Source organism: Hymenobacter defluvii, assembly GCF_017589435.1.
In the GTDB taxonomy this organism is placed as follows: Bacteria; Bacteroidota; Bacteroidia; order Cytophagales; family Hymenobacteraceae; genus Hymenobacter; species Hymenobacter profundi.
The window spans coordinates 156,862-173,750 of the sequence record NZ_JAGETX010000003.1 but is presented as its reverse complement, the minus strand read 5'-3'; the positions used below and the strand labels follow the sequence as shown (position 1 = coordinate 173,750).

Annotated in this window: 18 protein-coding genes; 13 read left to right on the top strand and 5 right to left on the bottom strand. The window is 59.5% G+C overall.

Annotated elements, in window-relative coordinates:
* Nucleotides 1-22: 22 nt before the first annotated feature.
* Complete coding sequence (locus tag J4D97_RS07690) at nucleotides 23-1,471, bottom strand: circularly permuted type 2 ATP-grasp protein (protein WP_208307068.1); 1,449 nt, start codon at nucleotides 1,469-1,471, stop codon at nucleotides 23-25.
* Nucleotides 1,472-1,732: 261 nt separating this feature from the next.
* Between J4D97_RS07690 and J4D97_RS07685 the strand changes: the two genes are divergently transcribed.
* Nucleotides 1,733-2,797: a zinc-binding metallopeptidase family protein gene (locus J4D97_RS07685; RefSeq protein WP_208307067.1), complete on the top strand. Its 1,065-nt coding sequence runs from the start codon at nucleotides 1,733-1,735 to the stop codon at nucleotides 2,795-2,797.
* A 155-nt stretch (nucleotides 2,798-2,952) separates the two neighbouring features.
* Here the strand turns inward: J4D97_RS07685 and J4D97_RS07680 are convergent, their stop codons facing one another.
* Nucleotides 2,953-5,145 (bottom strand): PAS domain-containing sensor histidine kinase, encoded by a 2,193-nt coding sequence (locus J4D97_RS07680; RefSeq protein ID WP_208307066.1) that lies wholly within the window; start codon nucleotides 5,143-5,145, stop codon nucleotides 2,953-2,955.
* Between the two features lie 182 nt (nucleotides 5,146-5,327).
* On the opposite strand from J4D97_RS07680, the gene J4D97_RS07675 reads away from it, so the two are divergent.
* From J4D97_RS07675 to J4D97_RS07640, 8 genes are all read left to right on the top strand, one after another.
* On the top strand, nucleotides 5,328-5,987 hold the full coding sequence (locus J4D97_RS07675) for an MBL fold metallo-hydrolase (RefSeq protein WP_208307065.1): 660 nt from the start codon (nucleotides 5,328-5,330) through the stop codon (nucleotides 5,985-5,987).
* A gap of 159 nt (nucleotides 5,988-6,146) precedes the next feature.
* A complete protein-coding gene (locus J4D97_RS07670; RefSeq protein ID WP_208307064.1) occupies nucleotides 6,147-7,745 on the top strand; it encodes a protein adenylyltransferase SelO in 1,599 nt (532 codons plus the stop codon).
* A gap of 351 nt (nucleotides 7,746-8,096) precedes the next feature.
* A complete protein-coding gene (locus tag J4D97_RS07665; RefSeq protein ID WP_208307063.1) occupies nucleotides 8,097-8,897 on the top strand; it encodes a HipA family kinase in 801 nt (266 codons plus the stop codon).
* Nucleotides 8,875-9,261, top strand: a complete 387-nt coding sequence (locus J4D97_RS07660) for a DUF3037 domain-containing protein (RefSeq protein ID WP_208307062.1) — start codon at nucleotides 8,875-8,877, stop codon at nucleotides 9,259-9,261. The genes J4D97_RS07665 and J4D97_RS07660 overlap by 23 nt, the downstream gene beginning before the upstream one ends.
* A 27-nt stretch (nucleotides 9,262-9,288) precedes the next feature.
* A complete protein-coding gene (locus tag J4D97_RS07655; protein WP_208307061.1) occupies nucleotides 9,289-10,614 on the top strand; it encodes a leucine-rich repeat-containing protein kinase family protein in 1,326 nt (441 codons plus the stop codon).
* Between the two features lie 123 nt (nucleotides 10,615-10,737).
* The gene (locus tag J4D97_RS07650) at nucleotides 10,738-11,646 is read left to right on the top strand and encodes a helix-turn-helix domain-containing protein (protein WP_208307060.1); all 909 of its coding nucleotides are present in this window, start codon (nucleotides 10,738-10,740) and stop codon (nucleotides 11,644-11,646) included.
* Nucleotides 11,647-11,717: 71 nt separating this feature from the next.
* Nucleotides 11,718-12,179: a hypothetical protein gene (locus J4D97_RS07645; protein ID WP_208307059.1), complete on the top strand. Its 462-nt coding sequence runs from the start codon at nucleotides 11,718-11,720 to the stop codon at nucleotides 12,177-12,179.
* A 12-nt stretch (nucleotides 12,180-12,191) separates the two neighbouring features.
* Nucleotides 12,192-12,512, top strand: a complete 321-nt coding sequence (locus tag J4D97_RS07640) for a DUF3817 domain-containing protein (RefSeq protein WP_208307058.1) — start codon at nucleotides 12,192-12,194, stop codon at nucleotides 12,510-12,512.
* A gap of 2 nt (nucleotides 12,513-12,514) precedes the next feature.
* On the opposite strand, the gene J4D97_RS07635 is transcribed toward J4D97_RS07640, so the two are convergent.
* Nucleotides 12,515-13,219 (bottom strand): SGNH/GDSL hydrolase family protein, encoded by a 705-nt coding sequence (locus tag J4D97_RS07635; RefSeq protein ID WP_208307057.1) that lies wholly within the window; start codon nucleotides 13,217-13,219, stop codon nucleotides 12,515-12,517.
* A gap of 241 nt (nucleotides 13,220-13,460) precedes the next feature.
* On the opposite strand from J4D97_RS07635, the gene J4D97_RS07630 reads away from it, so the two are divergent.
* The 3 genes from J4D97_RS07630 (at nucleotide 13,461) to msrB (ending at nucleotide 15,221) form a co-directional block, all read left to right on the top strand.
* The gene (locus J4D97_RS07630) at nucleotides 13,461-14,450 is read left to right on the top strand and encodes an ATP-binding cassette domain-containing protein (RefSeq protein ID WP_208307056.1); all 990 of its coding nucleotides are present in this window, start codon (nucleotides 13,461-13,463) and stop codon (nucleotides 14,448-14,450) included.
* Nucleotides 14,451-14,556: 106 nt separating this feature from the next.
* Entirely contained in the window at nucleotides 14,557-14,697 is a 141-nt protein-coding gene (locus J4D97_RS07625; RefSeq protein ID WP_208307055.1) for a hypothetical protein, read from the top strand.
* A gap of 14 nt (nucleotides 14,698-14,711) precedes the next feature.
* A complete protein-coding gene (gene msrB / locus J4D97_RS07620; protein ID WP_208307054.1) occupies nucleotides 14,712-15,221 on the top strand; it encodes a peptide-methionine (R)-S-oxide reductase MsrB in 510 nt (169 codons plus the stop codon).
* Here the strand turns inward: msrB and J4D97_RS07615 are convergent.
* Together J4D97_RS07615 and J4D97_RS07610 are read right to left on the bottom strand one after the other, a co-directional pair.
* Nucleotides 15,169-15,696 carry a DUF421 domain-containing protein gene (locus J4D97_RS07615; protein WP_185280544.1) on the bottom strand — a complete coding sequence of 176 codons (528 nt, stop codon included), beginning with the start codon at nucleotides 15,694-15,696 and terminating at the stop codon, nucleotides 15,169-15,171. The genes msrB and J4D97_RS07615 overlap by 53 nt on opposite strands.
* 96 nt (nucleotides 15,697-15,792) lie before the next feature.
* Nucleotides 15,793-16,353, bottom strand: coding sequence for an O-acetyl-ADP-ribose deacetylase (locus tag J4D97_RS07610; protein WP_208307053.1), 561 nt, complete (start codon nucleotides 16,351-16,353; stop codon nucleotides 15,793-15,795).
* A 129-nt stretch (nucleotides 16,354-16,482) separates the two neighbouring features.
* Between J4D97_RS07610 and J4D97_RS07605 the strand changes: the two genes are divergently transcribed.
* Nucleotides 16,483-16,791 carry a 2TM domain-containing protein gene (locus J4D97_RS07605; RefSeq protein ID WP_208307235.1) on the top strand — a complete coding sequence of 103 codons (309 nt, stop codon included), beginning with the start codon at nucleotides 16,483-16,485 and terminating at the stop codon, nucleotides 16,789-16,791.
* The last annotated feature ends 98 nt before the right edge of the window (nucleotides 16,792-16,889 follow it).

The following is a 16,889-nucleotide window of genomic DNA, read 5'->3' as shown; positions in this document are numbered from 1 at the left end:
AAGGAAAGCTAACAGCCAAATCCTACTCACCAAGCACCCACGTGTCTTTGCTGCCGCCGCCCTGGGAGGAGTTCACGACGAGAGAGCCTTCCTGCAACGCTACCCTAGTAAGGCCGCCGGGCACGATGTCGATGCCGGAAGGGCCGTAGAGGGCGAAGGGGCGCAGGTCGACGCGGCGGGGCTGGAGCACGCCGTTGAGGTAGCACGGCGTAGACGACAGGCTGATGATGGGCTGAGCGATGAAGCTGCGCGGGTCTTCCAGAATAGCCTTGCGGAAATCGTCCATCTGCTCCTGGGTGGCCGCGCTGCCAATCAGCATGCCGTACCCACCCGACTCGTTGGTACGCTTAATTACCATGCGGTCCATCTGGCTGAACACCAGCTGGCGCAGGTCGGGGTCGGCCATTTGGTAGGTAGGCACGGTCTTCAGAATCGGCTCCTCGTTGAGGTAGTACCGAATCATCTCAGGTACGTAGCTGTACACAGCCTTATCATCAGCCACGCCGTTGCCCATGGCATTCACGATGGCCACGTTGCCCTTGCGATACGCCCAGTACAGCCCCGACACGCCCAGGGCGCTATCGGGCCGGAACGCCAGCGGGTCCAGAAACTCGTCGTCTACGCGGCGGTAAATCACGTCCACGCGTTGCAGACCTTTGGTGGTTTTCATGTACACAAAGTGGTTGTGCACAATCAGGTCGCGGCCCTCTACCAGCCGGATGCCCATGAGGCGGGCCAGCGTGCTGTGCTCGAAGTAGGCCGAGTTGTAAATGCCCGGCGAGAGCAGCACCACCGTGGCGTCGCTGTCCTGGCGGCCGGCGAGGGCCAGCAGGTTGCGGTAGAGTAGGTCGGGGTAGTCCTTCACCGGCTGCACGTTGTTTTTGGGCAGCAGATCGGGGAAAATGCGGTAGGTGATGCTGCGGTTTTCCAACATATACGACACCCCCGAGGGCGTGCGCAGGTTGTCTTCCAACACGTAAAACTGCCCGTCGTTGTCCCGAATCAAATCCACGCCCGCAATGTGCGTGTAGATGTCGTGGGGCACGTCTACGTGCATCATCTCGCGCAAAAACTGCGGACACGAGTACACCAGCGAAGCCGGAATTAGCCCGTCTTTCAGGATAAACTGCTGGTGATAAATGTCCTTTAGGAAGATGTTAAGCGTCCGCAAGCGCTGCTTGATGCCGGCCTCAATATGCAGCCACTCCCGATGCTGAATGATGCGCGGGATAATATCAAACGGAAAAATCTTCTCGATGCCCTCGCCGCTGCTGTACACCGTGAAGGTGATGCCCTGGCTCATAAACAGCTTCTTGGCCAGCTCGTCCTTGCGGGTCATCTCGGAAGCGGGTAGGTTCTCGATGGCCGTCACAAAGTGGGTGTATTCTGGCCGGATGCCGTCGGCGCCGAACATTTCGTCCCACACCTGCGGCTGTTCCTGGTAGGCTTTGAGTAGCGAGTCTTCCTTCATACACAGAATAGGTAGGCGGTAGGAGCGGGGCGTCGCCAATCAGCTGAAAGGGCACCCACAGTTCAGGTAGTACGGCAAACTACTGAAAAACCGCTAACGAAGCGTACTAAAGGAAGATAGATTTATAAGAAAGAGTCAATAATTTCATGAATTTAGCAAATAGGAAGGCGCCTTAACTTATCGGATGATTCTCCGTTTGATAGGGCCAACCTGGTCCGCTGGTACCCGCAACCAACTCGCTTTAAGCTGCCTACCCTCCTCATGCGCCTCTTCCATTGTACCCACTGCGGGCACCTGCTGTACTTCGAAAATAACCACTGTGAAAAGTGTGGCTACGTGCTGGGTTTCGATGCGGCCCAGCTCCAACTGTTCCCACTGGTGGAGCAGCAGCCCGGCATTTTCGAGCTGTACGGCCAGCCTACCCTCGGCACCTTCCGCTACTGCGCCAACCACGTGCACGACGTGTGCAACTGGCTGGTGCCCACCACCAGCGACAATACGTTTTGCCAAGCCTGCGACCTGAACCACACCATTCCCAACCTCAGCAAGCCCGAGTACCTCACACGCTGGCGCACCATTGAAACAGCCAAGCACCGCCTGGTGTACACGTTGCTGCGCCTGGGCCTGCCCGTGGTCAGTAAGCGAGTAGAGCCAGAAACCGGCCTGCAATTCGACTTTAAAGCCGACGAAAACCCCGACGGCCAGCAGGGCGAAAAAGTAATGACCGGCCACGCCAACGGCCTTATCACCTTAAATATAGCCGAGGCCGACGACGTGGAGCGCGAAATGGCCCGGCAGTCGATGGGGGAGCTGTACCGCACCATGCTGGGCCACTTCCGCCACGAGGTAGGCCATTATTACTGGGACCGGCTGATTGCCAACTCATCCTACCTGCCCGAGTACCGCCGCCTGTTCGGCGACGAGCGCCAGGACTATGGCGAGGCCCTGCAACGCCACTACGACCAGGGTGCCCCCACCGACTGGCCCCAGCACTACATCAGCGCCTACGCCACCATGCACCCCTGGGAGGACTGGGCCGAAACCTGGGCGCACTACCTGCACATCACCGACACGCTGCAAACCGCCCACGCTTTCGGCCTGCGCATCAACCCGCAAGAAGCCGAAACCGAGGCCAACCTGCGCGCCACCATTCGAGACCCCTACCAGCTACAGAATTTCGACGAAATTCTGCGCCAGTGGCTACCCCTCACCTTCGCCATGAACAGCCTCAACCGCAGCATGGGCCAGCACGACCCCTACCCGTTTGTGATTGTGCCGGAAGTGGCTGAAAAGCTGAGCTTTATTCATAAAATGGTGAGGTTATGAAGTTGTGAAATTGTGAGTTTTCGTTCTGTCATCTTGAGCGCAGCGAAGGACCTTCTCACGCTGGAACGAGTCGTTGTTACGCCTGTTGTTCTATCGTGAGAAGGTCCTTCGCTGCGCTCAGGATGACAGCCGTTTTGCATTCACACCTTCACAATTCACTTCCCTGCCAGATACACCCGGAACGTAGTGCCCTCGCCTACTGTGCTTTCCACTACAATGCGGCCGCCGGCTTGTTCTACCAGTCGGTTTACCAGGTAGAGGCCCACGCCGGTGCCGTGCACGTGGTCGTGGAAGCGGCGGAACATCTGGAACAGGTCGGCGCCGTAGCGGGCCAGGTCCATGCCCAGGCCGTTGTCTTGCACCACCAATATGGGCATGCCTTCCGGCGTACGTTCCGTCGCTACCCGAATGAGAGGCGGCCGGTCGGGGTGGGCATATTTCAGGGCGTTGCTGAGCAGGTTATAGAGGATGCTTTGCAGGCTGAGCTGGGCAAAATCGAGGGTAGGTACCTCGTCGAACTCAAGGGCAAACACGGCGCCGGAGGCAGCTACCTGGTGGTGCATGCTCTGGATAATGGCCTGCGTGAGCGGTAGCAGCTGCACCGTGTCGGTGGAGAGCTGGCCGTGATAGCGCTCTACCTGCACAATTTCGGCCAAGCCTCCCACAGTATTATGAATCTGAGTGAGGGCACTCTCAAACATACCCAGCAGCAGCGGGGCATCGGGGTCGTGGAAGGTGGCCGTGCGCTTCAGCTCCTCAAAGATGCCCGCCATGTTATTAACCGGCTGCTTGAGGTCGTGCGAGGCCGTGTATACAAAGTTGTCGAGGTCTTGGTTGATGCGGGTGAGTTGCTGGTTGGTGGTGCTCAACTCGCGGTTAGCCTCGTCAATGTGGTTGCGGGCTACCACCTGTTCGGTTACCTCGTAGGCAAATGTCATAATGCCATCAATTGTCCCGTCGGCTCCGTAACGCGCCTGATACACGAAGTTGAAATAGATATCTTCCATTGGCCCATCATCCGTGCGCGCCGCCCGAATCAGCCATTCATTGCCTTCATACGGCTCCCCCGTCTGATACACGCGCTGCAAGATTTGCCAAACAGACTGCTGGGTCAACTCCGGAATGGCCTCCGAAATGGGTAGGCCCAACAGGCGGCGTCCCGGAAAAAACCGCTGATAGGCCGGGTTTACCAGCTCGTATACCAATTCGGGACCATTCAGGATACAGATGGCTCCGGGGGCCTGCATAAACAGCCGCTCCAGACGGGCGCGCTGCCGCTCGGCCTCGGCCTGGGCTGCCTGTAGTTCGCGGGTGCGGTGCTGCACCCGGCTTTCCAGCTCCTGGTTGAGGCGGCGCAATGCCAGCTGCGCGCTGAATAGTGCGTCGTTGTTGGATCTGATTTCTTCGTTGGCGGCCTGCAATTCTTCGTTGGCGGCCGCCAGTTCTTCGTTTAGAACGCGTTGCTGCTGCTCGCTGGCTTCGATGCGGAGGCGGGCCACTACCTGTGCCGTTACCTCGTAGGCAAATACCTGAATACCATCAATATCGCCCTTGTGGTTGTGCGTGGGCTGGTAGATGAAGTTGTAGTAGTTGTGCCCCAGCGTGCCGGAGTTGCCGTGGTCGAGCTGCACTAGCATCTCAGTGGCGTGAAACGGCTCACCGGTCTGGTACACTTTGTCGAGCAGATCAAAGATCGGCTGCCCCTGCAACTCCGGCATGGCATGGGCAATGGGCTTGCCCAGTAGGGCACGCGGTCCTACCAGTTGCTGGTATAAGGGGTTCACCAGTTTGAAAATATGGTTGGGGCCCTCCAAAATGGTAATCATGGCCGGGGCTTCCATAAACAGCCGCTCCAGGTGGCTGCGCTGGGTTTCAGCATCGGCCAGGGCGGCCCGCTCGCGGGCCTGGCTTGCACGCAGCGCCTCCTCAATGCTGGTGCTGCTATAGGCTACGCTATTGCTAAAGCTCACCAGTAGTCCCTCGCCGGCCCGGCGCGCCGAGAGGTAGAAGGGAGTAGTAGTATTAATTTGATAATCAAGGTGATGCTTTCCAGGTTGCTGCGTAAGAAAGGTACGGCAGTAAAAGTCGAACACGCCATTGAGGCGACTCTGTGGGTAGAGGCCTAGCTGCGTGCCCGTGGGCTGCGCCGGGAGCTGGAGCATCTGCTGGGCCATGGTATTGAGCAGCACAAACTCGAAGTCAACAAGGGTAGCATTTTCGGCCCACACTGGCTTCAACAGCAGAATGCAGGTATGCGAAACTTCCAGCAGGCCCACCAGCAAATCGTCGGCAGAGAAGGTCGGCTGCAGGTTGGCAGTAGAGAAGGCAGCGGAGTCAGGTGTCGGCATAGCAAGCAAATAAGAATCGATAGCAGCGGACAACCAAAGAGGATACGACTGGGTAGAAAGTAGAGGTGCTGCCAGCTATTGAACAAGCAAAATAACGCAAATCCGGCGCGTTGGTCGGTCCAAGACTTTATAAAAAGTCTAGTGGTGAGGCATCTCGCCACTCCTTATCTACATCCTACGCTATGAAAATCACAAAATACATCCACTCCTGTTTGCTGTTGGAGCAAGATGGCGAGCAGTTGCTCTTTGACCCTGGCACGTTCACGTTTGCCGACGGGGCAGTAACGCCCGATACGTTTAAGAATGTGTCTACCGTCGTCATCACCCACCAACACCCCGACCACCTCGACGTAAAAGCGCTCCAGGAAATCGTGCGCCTAAGTGGTGCCGCAGTGCTATCGACGCCGGAAGTAGCCGATCAGTTGAAGCCCTACGGCCTGAAGGTGCAAGTGGTGGTGGAAGGTTCTTTGCAGGTAGGCGCCTTTCAGCTGGAAGCCGTGAGTGTGCCCCACGAGCCTATTCTGGACAGCGAGTTGCCTCAGATGCTGGCCTTTTTCATCAACGGCAAAGTGCTGAACCCCGCCGATTCTTTCTCTCCTATTCTGCAAAAGTTCAAGCGGGTAGAGCTGCTGATCTTGCCTGTGATGGCGCCCTTCCTCACCGAGCTACGGGTAGCCGAGTTTGCCCGGCAGCTAGAGCCGCAGCAAATCCTACCCGTGCACGACGGCTACGCGAAAGACTTTTTTGTGGAGCAGCGCTACGACACCTACGAGCCGCATTTTGCGGAGCAAGGCATTCAGTTTCACCGCCTGAGCCAGCCAGGACAGTCGGTTACGGTGTAGTTTTTCAAGGAATATTGGGCGCCGTTGGAAACCTGCGTGCCGGCTGGGTGTTGAAGGTGTTTCAGTACCTATAGCCTGTTGCGCGTCATCTGGCATCCGTTTGTCGAAACCTGACAGGTCACTGATAACACCTCCTAACTGGTTCGCGCCTCTTTCTATATGTCTTATTCCACTGTTTCCGTCGATCAGGCTTCGTTTCGCAACTCTTTTGCCGAGGAGCTGCGCGGCGATACAGCCGGCGACCTGGGCCCGCGCCAGGTGCCCGGCTACCACTACTCGCATGCGGCGCCTACCCCCGTGCACGACCCGCACCTGCTGGCCTGGTCCGATGAATTGGCTGATTTTCTGGGCCTGACGCGCCCGACTGAGCGTGGCCCTGCCGTGGAAGCACTAGCCGGCAACTTGGTTACGCCCAGCATGCAACCGGTGGCCGCGCGCTACGGTGGGCATCAGTTTGGCAGCTGGGCCGGGCAGCTCGGCGACGGTCGCGCCATCTCCCTGGGCGAGCTGATGGCCCTGGACGGTACCAGCTGGGAAGTGCAATTGAAAGGGGCCGGCCCCACGCCCTACTCGCGCCGCGCCGATGGTCGGGCCGTGCTGCGTTCCTCGGTGCGGGAGTTTCTGTGCAGCGAAGCCATGTACCACCTGGGTGTGCCTACTACGCGGGCGCTCAGCCTGGTAGGTACCGGCGACGAGGTGGTGCGCGACATGTTCTACTCCGGCAACCCGCTGCCCGAGCCGGGCGCCATTGTGGCGCGGGTGGCGCCGTCGTTTGTGCGGTTCGGGAGCTTCCAGCTGCTCACGGCCACCGGCGAAATCGACAACCTGCGGGAGTTGGCCGACTACGTGATTCGGCACCACTACCCCGAGCTAGGCGCGCCCTCGCCTGAAGTGTACCTGAGCTGGTTTGCGGAAATATGCCGTCGCACGGCCGTGATGGTGGCGCACTGGCAAACCGTGGGCTTCGTGCACGGCGTGATGAACACCGATAATATGTCTATTCTGGGCCTCACCATCGACTATGGCCCCTACGGCTGGCTGGAACCCTACGACCCCGACTGGACCCCCAACACCACCGATTTCGGGCAACGTCGTTATGCCTTCGGGCAGCAGCCCCGCGTGGCCCTCTGGAACCTGATGATGCTGGCCCAGGCCCTGGTGCCCCTGGTAGGCAGCGCCGATGACCTAACGCCGGCGCTCAATAGCTACGCCGGCACATTCACCAAAACCTACCGGACCCTGCTGTTCCGCAAGCTCGGTCTCACGCCCCAGCCTACCGACTTAGAGCTCTTGTCGGCCCTACCCGACGCCCTAACCGCCGCTGAGGCCGATATGACGTTGTTTTTTCGTGGGCTCTCATACGTAGCCCCCATGCTGTTGGAAAACAGCGCCGCAGAGGAACAAGCCGTGCAGGATTTGCTGGAAGCTGCCACCTACACCGCCCCCGGTAGCCCCGCCCACGAGTCGCTACAACAATGGCTAGGTCAGTACCTGACGCGCCTACGCCAGGAAACGGCAGCACCCGCGGCCATCCGCGAGCAAATGCTGCAAGCCAACCCCAAGTACGTGCTGCGCAACTACCTCGCCCAGCAAGCCATCGAAGCCGCCGAAACCGGCGACCTGTCGTTGCTGAACACCTTGCAGCACGTCCTGCGCACGCCCTACGATGAACACCCCGAGCACGAGGCCCTAGCCGCCAAGCGCCCCGAGTGGGCCAGCACCAAACCCGGCAGTGCCACGCTCTCGTGCAGCTCGTAAGGGTAGGAGGGTAGCAGTCTTATGCTATATCCTGCTTGCGGGTTACCAAAGCGGTGTAGAGACGCATACTTGCGTCTCGTCGCTGAACGATTTCGAGCGGCCGGCTGCACCATCAAACATCAGTAAATGATGGCGCAGGGCTGTGCCCCGTGCCGATTATTGGCAGGTCTCTGGCCTGCTAGTAGTTCGCGCCGTTGGAGATGTTTAGGTAAGTCGTTCTAACGACGCAGGCCAGAGGCCTGCCAATAATTGACACGGGGCAAAGCCCCGCGCCATCGGTGCGCCCATAGCCTAGCAAAAAGCCCTGCGCTTGCGGGCATTGCCCAATAAATCCCGAACTATGCACCCATAATGGAAAGCAAACTCGAACTGCGCACCGTGGAGGTGACGCGCTACGTGACGCCGCTGCGCGAGGGCGGCTCCCTACCCGCGCTGGTAGAGGCCGACGACGGCTTCCTGTACGTGCTCAAGTTTAGGGGTGCGGGGCAGGGGCTAAAGGCCCTGATTGCTGAATTGATCGTAGGCGAGTTGGCCCGCACCCTGGGCCTGCGCGTGCCCGAGCTGGTGTTTTGCCAGCTTGATGAGGCCTTTGGCCGCACCGAGCCCGACGAGGAAATCCAGGACCTGCTGCGCTTCAGTACGGGCCAGAACCTAGGCCTGCACTATCTGTCCGGCGCCGTCACCTTCGACCCGTTGGTAAACCAGGTAGCGCCGCTGCTGGCCTCGCAAATCGTGTGGCTGGATGCCCTCACGCTGAACGTGGACCGCACCGCCCGCAACACTAATATGCTGATGTGGCACCAGGAACTGTGGCTAATCGACCACGGCGCGGCCCTCTACGTGCACCACACCGGCCCCGATTGGGCGCAGCCCGGCCGCCAGCGCACCTTTGCACAGGTGAAAGACCACGTGCTCCTACCCCAGGCCAGCGAGCTAGCCGCCGTGGATGCCGAGTACCGCGCCCGCCTCACACCCGAGCGCATCCGCCAGGTCGTAGACCTGGTGCCCGAAGAGTGGCTCCTAGCTGATGCCTCCACCACCGCCCCGCCCGCCGAGCAGCGCGAGAATTACGTCCGGTTCCTGACTGCCCGTCTGGCCGCATCCGAAACCTTTGTGCAGGAAGCCAACCATGCCCGACAAGCACTTATTTGAGTACGCCGTGCTGCGCGTGGTGCCCCGCGTGGAGCGCGAAGAGTTTCTGAACGTGGGCGTTATCCTGTATTGCGCCTCCCAAGGCTTCCTGCAAGTGCGCTTCACCGTACCCGAAACGCGCCTGCAAGCCTTTGCCGGCCCGAGTCTTGACTTGGCCGACCTGCACGCCCGGCTGCACGCCTTCGAGCGCATCTGCGCCGGCCGCCGCACGAGTGGCCCCATCGGGCAGCTGCCGGTGGCCTCGCGCTTCCGCTGGCTCACGGCCATGCGCAGCACCATCGTGCAAACCTCCGCCGTGCACCCCGGCCTCTGCACCGACCCCAATGCGACGCTGGATCGATTGTTTGGGGAACTGGTAGCTTGACAGTGCTTTCTTTCCAGTTTCCTACCCATGCACACCCTCGACCAACTCCGCGCCGGGCAGCTCGCCGGCATCCAACGCCTCGACCTCTCCTGCGGCCTCACCGAGTTTCCCCGCGAAATCTTCGACCTGGCTGACTCGTTGGAAATTCTGAATCTGTCGGGCAACCGGCTGTCGTCCCTACCCGATGATTTGGGTAGGCTGCACAAGTTGCGCGTGCTTTTTTGCTCCGACAACCAGTTTACCACCGTGCCGGAGGTGCTGGGCCAGCTGCCGCACCTGAGCATGATTGGCTTCAAAGCCAACCAGATCCAGACCTTACCCGCCGCTGCCCTGCCGCCCCGGCTGCGCTGGCTGATATTGACGGACAATCAGTTGCAAGAAGTGCCGCCAGAGCTAGGCAATTGCCGGGAGTTGCAGAAGCTGATGTTAGCCGGTAACCAGCTCACCGAGCTACCCGAAACCATGGCTGCCTGCACCAACCTGGAGCTGTTGCGCATTGCCGCCAACCGCTTCTCAGCCCTACCCACGTGGCTGCTGAGGCTACCCCGACTGAGCTGGCTGGCCTACGCCGGCAACCCCTTCTGTGACGAGATAGAAGCCCGCGTGGTGGCCCAACACCCCATCCGCAGCATTGAGTGGCAGGCGCTGACCATACAGCAACAGCTGGGCGAGGGTGCGTCGGGTGTGATTTACCGCGGCGAGTGGCAACAGGAGTTGGGCGCAGCGCAGCCAGTGGCCGTAAAGCTGTTCAAAGGCGCCGTCACCAGCGACGGGTTGCCGCACAGCGAAATGTCGGCGTGCATCAGCGCCGGCCGGCATCCCAATCTGATTGCCGTGGAAGGCAAGATCAGCCACCACCCCGCCCAGGTCGAGGGGCTGGTGCTGGAGCTGATTGACCCCGCGTTTGGTAACCTAGCTGGCCCGCCCAGCCTCGCTTCCTGCACCCGCGACGTGTACGCCCCCGGCACCACGTTCAGCCTACCCGCCGCCCTGCGCCTAGCTCACGGCATCGCCTCGGCCACCGCCCACTTGCACGCCCAGGGCATCCTGCATGGCGACCTGTACGCGCACAACATCCTGAATACCACTGCTGGCGAATGCCTGCTAGGCGACTTCGGCGCGGCTTGTTTCTTCAATTTGGGTACGGCCATGGCGCCTGCCTTGCAACGGCTGGAGGTACGGGCCTTCGGCTGCCTGCTGGAAGAACTACTAACCCACGCCGAGGCCACCGCCAAAACGGCGGCGACGGTAGAAGCCCTTACAATCTTGCAGCAGCGCTGCGTGCAGCCAGCGGTTTCGGCTCGACCGTTGTTCGTGGAGATAGAGCAGGTGCTGGCTGGGTTACAGGTATAGTTCGCTGACCAATGGTAGCTTGCTGAATTTTTGATAAAATGCTTATTAAAGGCATTCTGCTGAAGGTATTAAAGCAAGATGGATTTACTATTTGCTGAATCACCGCGCAGGTAGCCCATTACTATGGCACAGCCAGCACCTATTCCTACCTCCGATTCTCCTGAATTTTTGCGGCGGCACATGCCGCACAATCCGCCTCTGGAATACCTGCTGACGACCGGCTCGGAAGCATTTTTTGTGGTGCCAGTGGAGCAGATGTACCAGCACATTCCGCGGGCTGTGCCTCCTACGCGGGCCATAGCGCATTCCTGTTTGTTTCTCACCTCTGGTACGGCCACGATGCGTGTCGGCACCGATTCTTACACTATCCAGGCAGGTGAGCTGTTGATTGTGCGGGCTGAGCAGGTATTTTCTTTTTCGCCAGGCGACATCAATACTGGTTTTCTTTGCCACTTCCATCCCGATTTTCTGCTTGGGACTGCCGCTAGTGGCGTAGCCTATGACTTCCTGCAATTCTGGGGCAAGCCCTATCTGTCGCTCGATACTGCTACAGCTGGTTTTGTGCATCAGTTGCTGCACCGGTTGCTGATTGAGTATCAAGAACATCAGCTAGCGTACCCCGATGTGCTGCGCGCCTACCTCTTGGCCCTGCTCAGTGAGCTGAACCGTGCCTACGCGGCTAGCTCATCAGGTACCCCCACGGCGGCTACCCAGCTCACCAACCGCTTCAAGCAATTGCTGGCCACTTCGTTGCGCGAGCTGCACCAGGTAGGGGAGTACGCCGAGCGCTTGCACGTGACGCCCAATCACTTGGCCAAAGCAGTGCGAACAACCACAGGAAAGTCGCCCGCTCGCTGGATTGAGCAGACCATTGTGCTGGAGGCCAAGGTACTGCTGTATCAAAGCCAGCTAACCATCAGCGAGGTAGCGCAGGAGGTAGGCGTAGCCGATCCTTCGTATTTCAGCCGCTTATTCAGAAAGCACGAGGGCGTGACGCCGCTGGGCTTTCGCAAAAGGATGGCAACGTCCTAGTTTCGGCGTGGTTTGTCCTACTCTGTGGGCACCCTGGCGCCGACCTTTGCGGTCGTACGCAATGCAAGAAGATGTACTTGTTTTTTCTAACGCTGCACTCCTGGTTTCGCTGGGTGGTGCTGCTGAGTTTGGGGCTGGGCCTGTACCGGTCGTACCGGGGATGGCTGGGGCAGCACGCTTTCACGCCGCTCGATAATACAATCCGCCATACCACAGCAACAATAGCCCACGTGCAGCTGATGCTGGGCTACGTGCTCTATTTTCAAAGCCCAACGGTCAGTCAGTTTCTGGCCCACCGCCACGATGCTACCTACGAGCAGCAACCCTTGTTCTTCGGGCTGCTGCACGTGGTGCTGATGACGGTAGCTATTGTGGTCCTGACCATTGGCTCGTCGCTGGCCAAGCGTCGCCCTACCAGCCCAGCGAAGTTCCGCACCATGGCGCTGTGGTTTACGGCGGCGCTGCTACTGCTTTTTCTGGCTATTCCATGGCCTTTCTCGCCCCTGGCGAGCCGGCCCTATTTCCGCTTTTAAGTTTTTCTGCACATGAGTATTTCATTGAAAAGCCCTGTGGGCCGGTTGCGCTTGTTGGGCCTGTTAGAGGGTATTTCGCTGCTCGTGTTGGTAGGCGTGGCCGTACCGCTCAAGCATCTCTACAACAACCCGGCACTGGTGCGCACGCTGGGCCCCATACACGGCCTATTGTTTCTGCTCTTTGTGTTGAACACCTTGCGCGTAGGGGTGGAGTACCGCTGGAAGTTCAGCGAGACTACCTGGAAAGTATTGCTGGCCTGTGTCATTCCGTTCGGCACGTTTTATATCGACCGAACCATTCTGGCCGCGCTGCCACAGCACAGTCCAGAGTAGCGCTACTTGCTTTTTTGCTTTAGCGCTTTGGCCACGGCCTGGTTCAGCAGCGGTTCCATCACGCGGTAGCCGGCCAGGATAGGGTGCACGCCGTCGTTGGCATATTTAGCAGGCAGGCCCTGACGCTCGTCGGCAAGGGCCTTGTGGTAGTCGAGGTACACGAAGTTGTGCTGCTGAGCATAGGCTTTGATCTGCTCATTCAGGGCAATGATCTTAGGAGCGGGCGTGAGGCCTTTGCGCCACGGAAAATCATAGGCGGGTAGCACCGAGCACAAAATCACCCGCACCCCGTTGGCCTGCGCCAGTTCCGCCATCGACTTGATGTTGTTTAGAGTGGCCTGTTGGTCGTAGGGCCCAGTGTTTTCGGCCACGTCGTTGGCACCTGCGAGAATAGCTACCACAGTGGGGCGCAGATTTAGCACATCCTGCCGGAAACGTAGCAGCATTTGCGGGGAGGTCTGCCCACCAATGCCGCGCCCAACGTATTCGTAGGGCCGGCCGGCAAAAAAGGCTGAGTCGGTGCGGGGCCAGGCGTCGGTAATGGAGTTGCCCATCAGCACCACACGGGGCGTGCCCGTGCTGGGTGCCTTCAGCTGCTGGTTGGCGGGCGCATAGCGTTTCAGGTTGGCCCAGTCAGGGTTTTGCTGCGCGAGCAGGGGCGTAGTGAGTAGGCTAAACGCCAGCGCAAGCAAGGGTAGGGTTTTCATGAGGGGAGGGAAAAGAGTAGGATGAGGCCTGAAGGTAGCAAATGTGTAAAGGACGTGCCGCACGCGACTACCGTTGCCTGCACTTCGCACCAGCGCTTGCCCCACAACGCGAATAAGAGTCAGCGGCACCTAACCTGTGCCGAAGTCCGGTATAAGTGAGTACTTCGGCCCGAAAAGCACCTAACTCGCAAACCACTCCATAGCCCAGGGGCGCAACACTGGGCCGGCAGAATAACTACAAATGAGCTTACTGACTGTATCAGACATCCGACTGGAGGAGCAGGGCAACCTCGCGTTGCAAGACATCAGCTTCACGCAACAACGCTTCCAGAAGCTGGCCGTGGCCGGCGAAACGGGCTCTGGCAAAAGCACGCTGCTGCAAACCATTGCCGGGCTGGTGCAGCCCTCCGCGGGTACCGTGCTGTTTGAGGGAAGCCGAGTGCGCGGTCCGGCTGAAAAGTTGATTCCCGGCCAGGCCGGCATTGCCTACCTCTCGCAGCAGTTCGAGCTGCCGCAGTTTTTGCGGGTAGAGCAAGTGCTGCGCTACGCCAACAAGCTCCGGGGCAACGCCGCGGCCGATCTGTACGACGTCTGCCGCATCAACCACCTCATGCAGCGCCGCACCGACCACCTCTCCGGCGGCGAGCGGCAGCGCATTGCCCTGGCCCGTCTGCTGCTGGCCGCGCCGCGCTTGCTCCTCCTCGACGAGTCCTACTCCAACCTCGACCGCGTGCACAAGCAGATTCTGAAGGACGTAGTACGCGATCTGGGCGAGCAACTAAGCATCACCTGCACCCTCGTCTCGCACGACCCCTTGGACACGCTTTCTTGGGCCGATGAGCTGCTGGTGCTGCGAGCAGGGCAGCTGGTGCAGCAAGGCCCACCCGTGCAAGTGTATCAGCAACCCATCGACGAATACACCGCCTCCCTGTTCGGCGATTATCACCTACTGACTGGCCCGGCGGCCCGCGCCCTCACCAAAGCCGCCGGCCGCCGCCTACCGAAAGGCAAACAGCTACTGCTACGCCCCGAACAGGTGGAGCTGACCACCGCGGCTACCGAAGGAGCTACCGTGGCCACCGTGCAGGCCGTACGGTTTTTCGGTAGCTACTACGAAACGGAAGTGGAGTTGCTAGGCAGCCGCTTCACGGTCAAAAGTAGCACGCCCCCCGCTGCGCCGGGCGATGCGGTAGCGGTTTCCTATCCTGGCCCGCAGATGTGGTTTCTGTAGTTGATAGCGCCGCGCTGCACCTACCCCGGCAAATCGAACTATCTGCCGGGGTAGCTACGTATGGGAAGAATAGCTTGCCATCTTCCTTCTTCTTCTCGCATCGCGCATGAACCTTCCCGGCCTAAAGATGCGGCGCCGCACCGGCGGTGCCCCCCAAGAACCCGACAATTACAACAAATGGGGCTGGTATGCCATGGCTATCCTGGCACTAGCGTGGATTGTCTACAACCTGTTTTTTGACAAATAGCTACCGCCGAGCTTATGCTGCGCTGGCTTGATGTGGTCACCTTTGCCCGGTACGGCAACCCCGAGCCACCCCGCCGGGTAGAGAAATCGGCGGCGGAGTGGGCGCAGTTGCTGCCACCCGAGCAGTTTCGGGTGTTGCGGGAGCAGGCCACCGAGCCGCCCTACCGCAACGCCTATTGCCGAGCCTACGAGCCGGGTGAGTATGTGTGCGCCGGGTGCGGTAGTCTGCTGTTCAGCGCTGCCACCAAGTACCACGCTATTTCGGGTTGGCCCAGCTTCACCCAGCCCGCCCACAAAAACGCCATCTGGTACCGCTTCGACCACAGCCACCATATGCAGCGGGTAGAGGTGCGCTGCAACGTGTGCCAGGGGCACCTGGGCCATGTGTTTGCAGATGGCCCCGCGCCCGGCGGGCTGCGCTACTGCATCAACTCGGCCAGCCTGCGGCTCGTGGCGCCGGAGCAGGAAGATGCTAAGTCAGCGGTTTCTCTGGGGGTGGATTCTGTTCCTCCTCAAAGCGAATGATGCTGATACGCCCCGAAGGCTCCATGTAGGCTTCTTTGATGCTGGATATGTCTGTCAAGCCGTTGGTGCGCAGTTCGCTCATTAGCTCGCTGCGGGTTATCAGCTCCTTGCGCATGTTGTCTTTTTGCATTTGCCCGTTTCGAATCAGCAGGAGCTTGTCGGGCTTTATCAGTCGCTGAAAGACAGGGTAATGAAAACCCAGCCAGTTCAAGCAATAGCTCCAAAGAATAATAACGCCCACTAGGAGAATGCCTTCCGTAACGGAGCGGTACTCGCCGGCCATGCCATTCTGGGAGGCATCTGCAATCATCACCACAAACAGCATGTCGGTGATACCCAGCGTGCCGGACTCGCGCTTCAGCACCACGCGCAGCAACAAAAACAGCCCTAGGTAGATAAGCGTACCCCGCACGACAATTTCGAGCAAAGGTGTGTTGGGCACAAAGATGGCATGCCAGTCTACTTGGTCAAACATGGTGCGTTGGGTTGAAGTTTACCTACCCCATACGTGCGGTGCGTGCCAGCGGCTGTGCCTGTGCTTCAAGAAGAGTAGGGTAGTGTCAGGCCGTCTCTACTTCAGCAATTCCTGCTCGTACACCCAGCGCGCCTCTTCGTCGTAGGCCACAAATACCACGCTAGCCGGCAGCTCATTTTCTTTCAGGAAGGCCTGCACCTCGCGCACGGCAATGCGGGCCGCATCGGCCTTAGGGTAACCGTAGATGCCGGTGCTGATGCCCGGAAACGCCACGCTGGTAAGCTGGTTCTCGGCCGCCAGGCGCAGACTGTTGCGGTAGCAATTGGCCAATAGCTCGGCTTCGCCCTTGGTGCCGCCATTCCACACCGGCCCTACCGTGTGAATCACGTAGCTGGCCGGCAGCGCGCCACCCGTTGTAAGCACGGCCTCGCCGGTAGGGCAGCCACCCTGCCGCGCCCTAATCTGGCGGCACTCCTCCAGAATGGCCGGCCCGCCGGCCCGATGGATGGCTCCATCTACGCCGCCCCCACCCAGCAGGGAAGAGTTGGCGGCATTCACAATGGCGTCGGTATCCACCCGCGTGATGTCGCCCTGGTAGAGCAGGATGCGGCCGAAGGTTTGGGCGTCGGGGCGCCAGTTAGAAGCAGTAATAGCCATAGCAGGAAGCGTAAGTAGGATAGGATGGCAGCGCCATTCATCCCTGTTGTAAGACGGTTCGGCCCAAAAAGTTACTGGTTCGGTAGGAAAGAATTGTGCTCGGGTAGGTAATGGGCTACTTTTCATGCACTGTTTCACCCCGTTATCCTCTTTACTATAGAGCCCATCAACCGCGACCCCCAACTCTGGCGCCAGGCCAAAGTCCGCGCCCGCTTCAAGGCCAGCCTGTTTACTTATTTCTGGGTGAATGCCCTGCTCTGGACCATCTGGGCCCTCACAGGGCGCGGCTCCTATCCTGTTCCGTGGCCGCTTTGGGCTACCTTCTTCTGGGGTATTGGACTGGTAGCGCAGGGGGTAGGCGTGTATGGCTTGTGGGGTAGGGGCCAGCTAGTGGAGCGTGAATACGAGCGGCTACTACGGCAACAGAAGGAATTATGAAGTAAAAAGTGCGTCTGTCATCCTGAGCGGAGCGAAGGACCTTTTTACGTGTAAACGACGGGCGTACCGACGACTCGTTTAGCCGTGAGAAGGTCCTT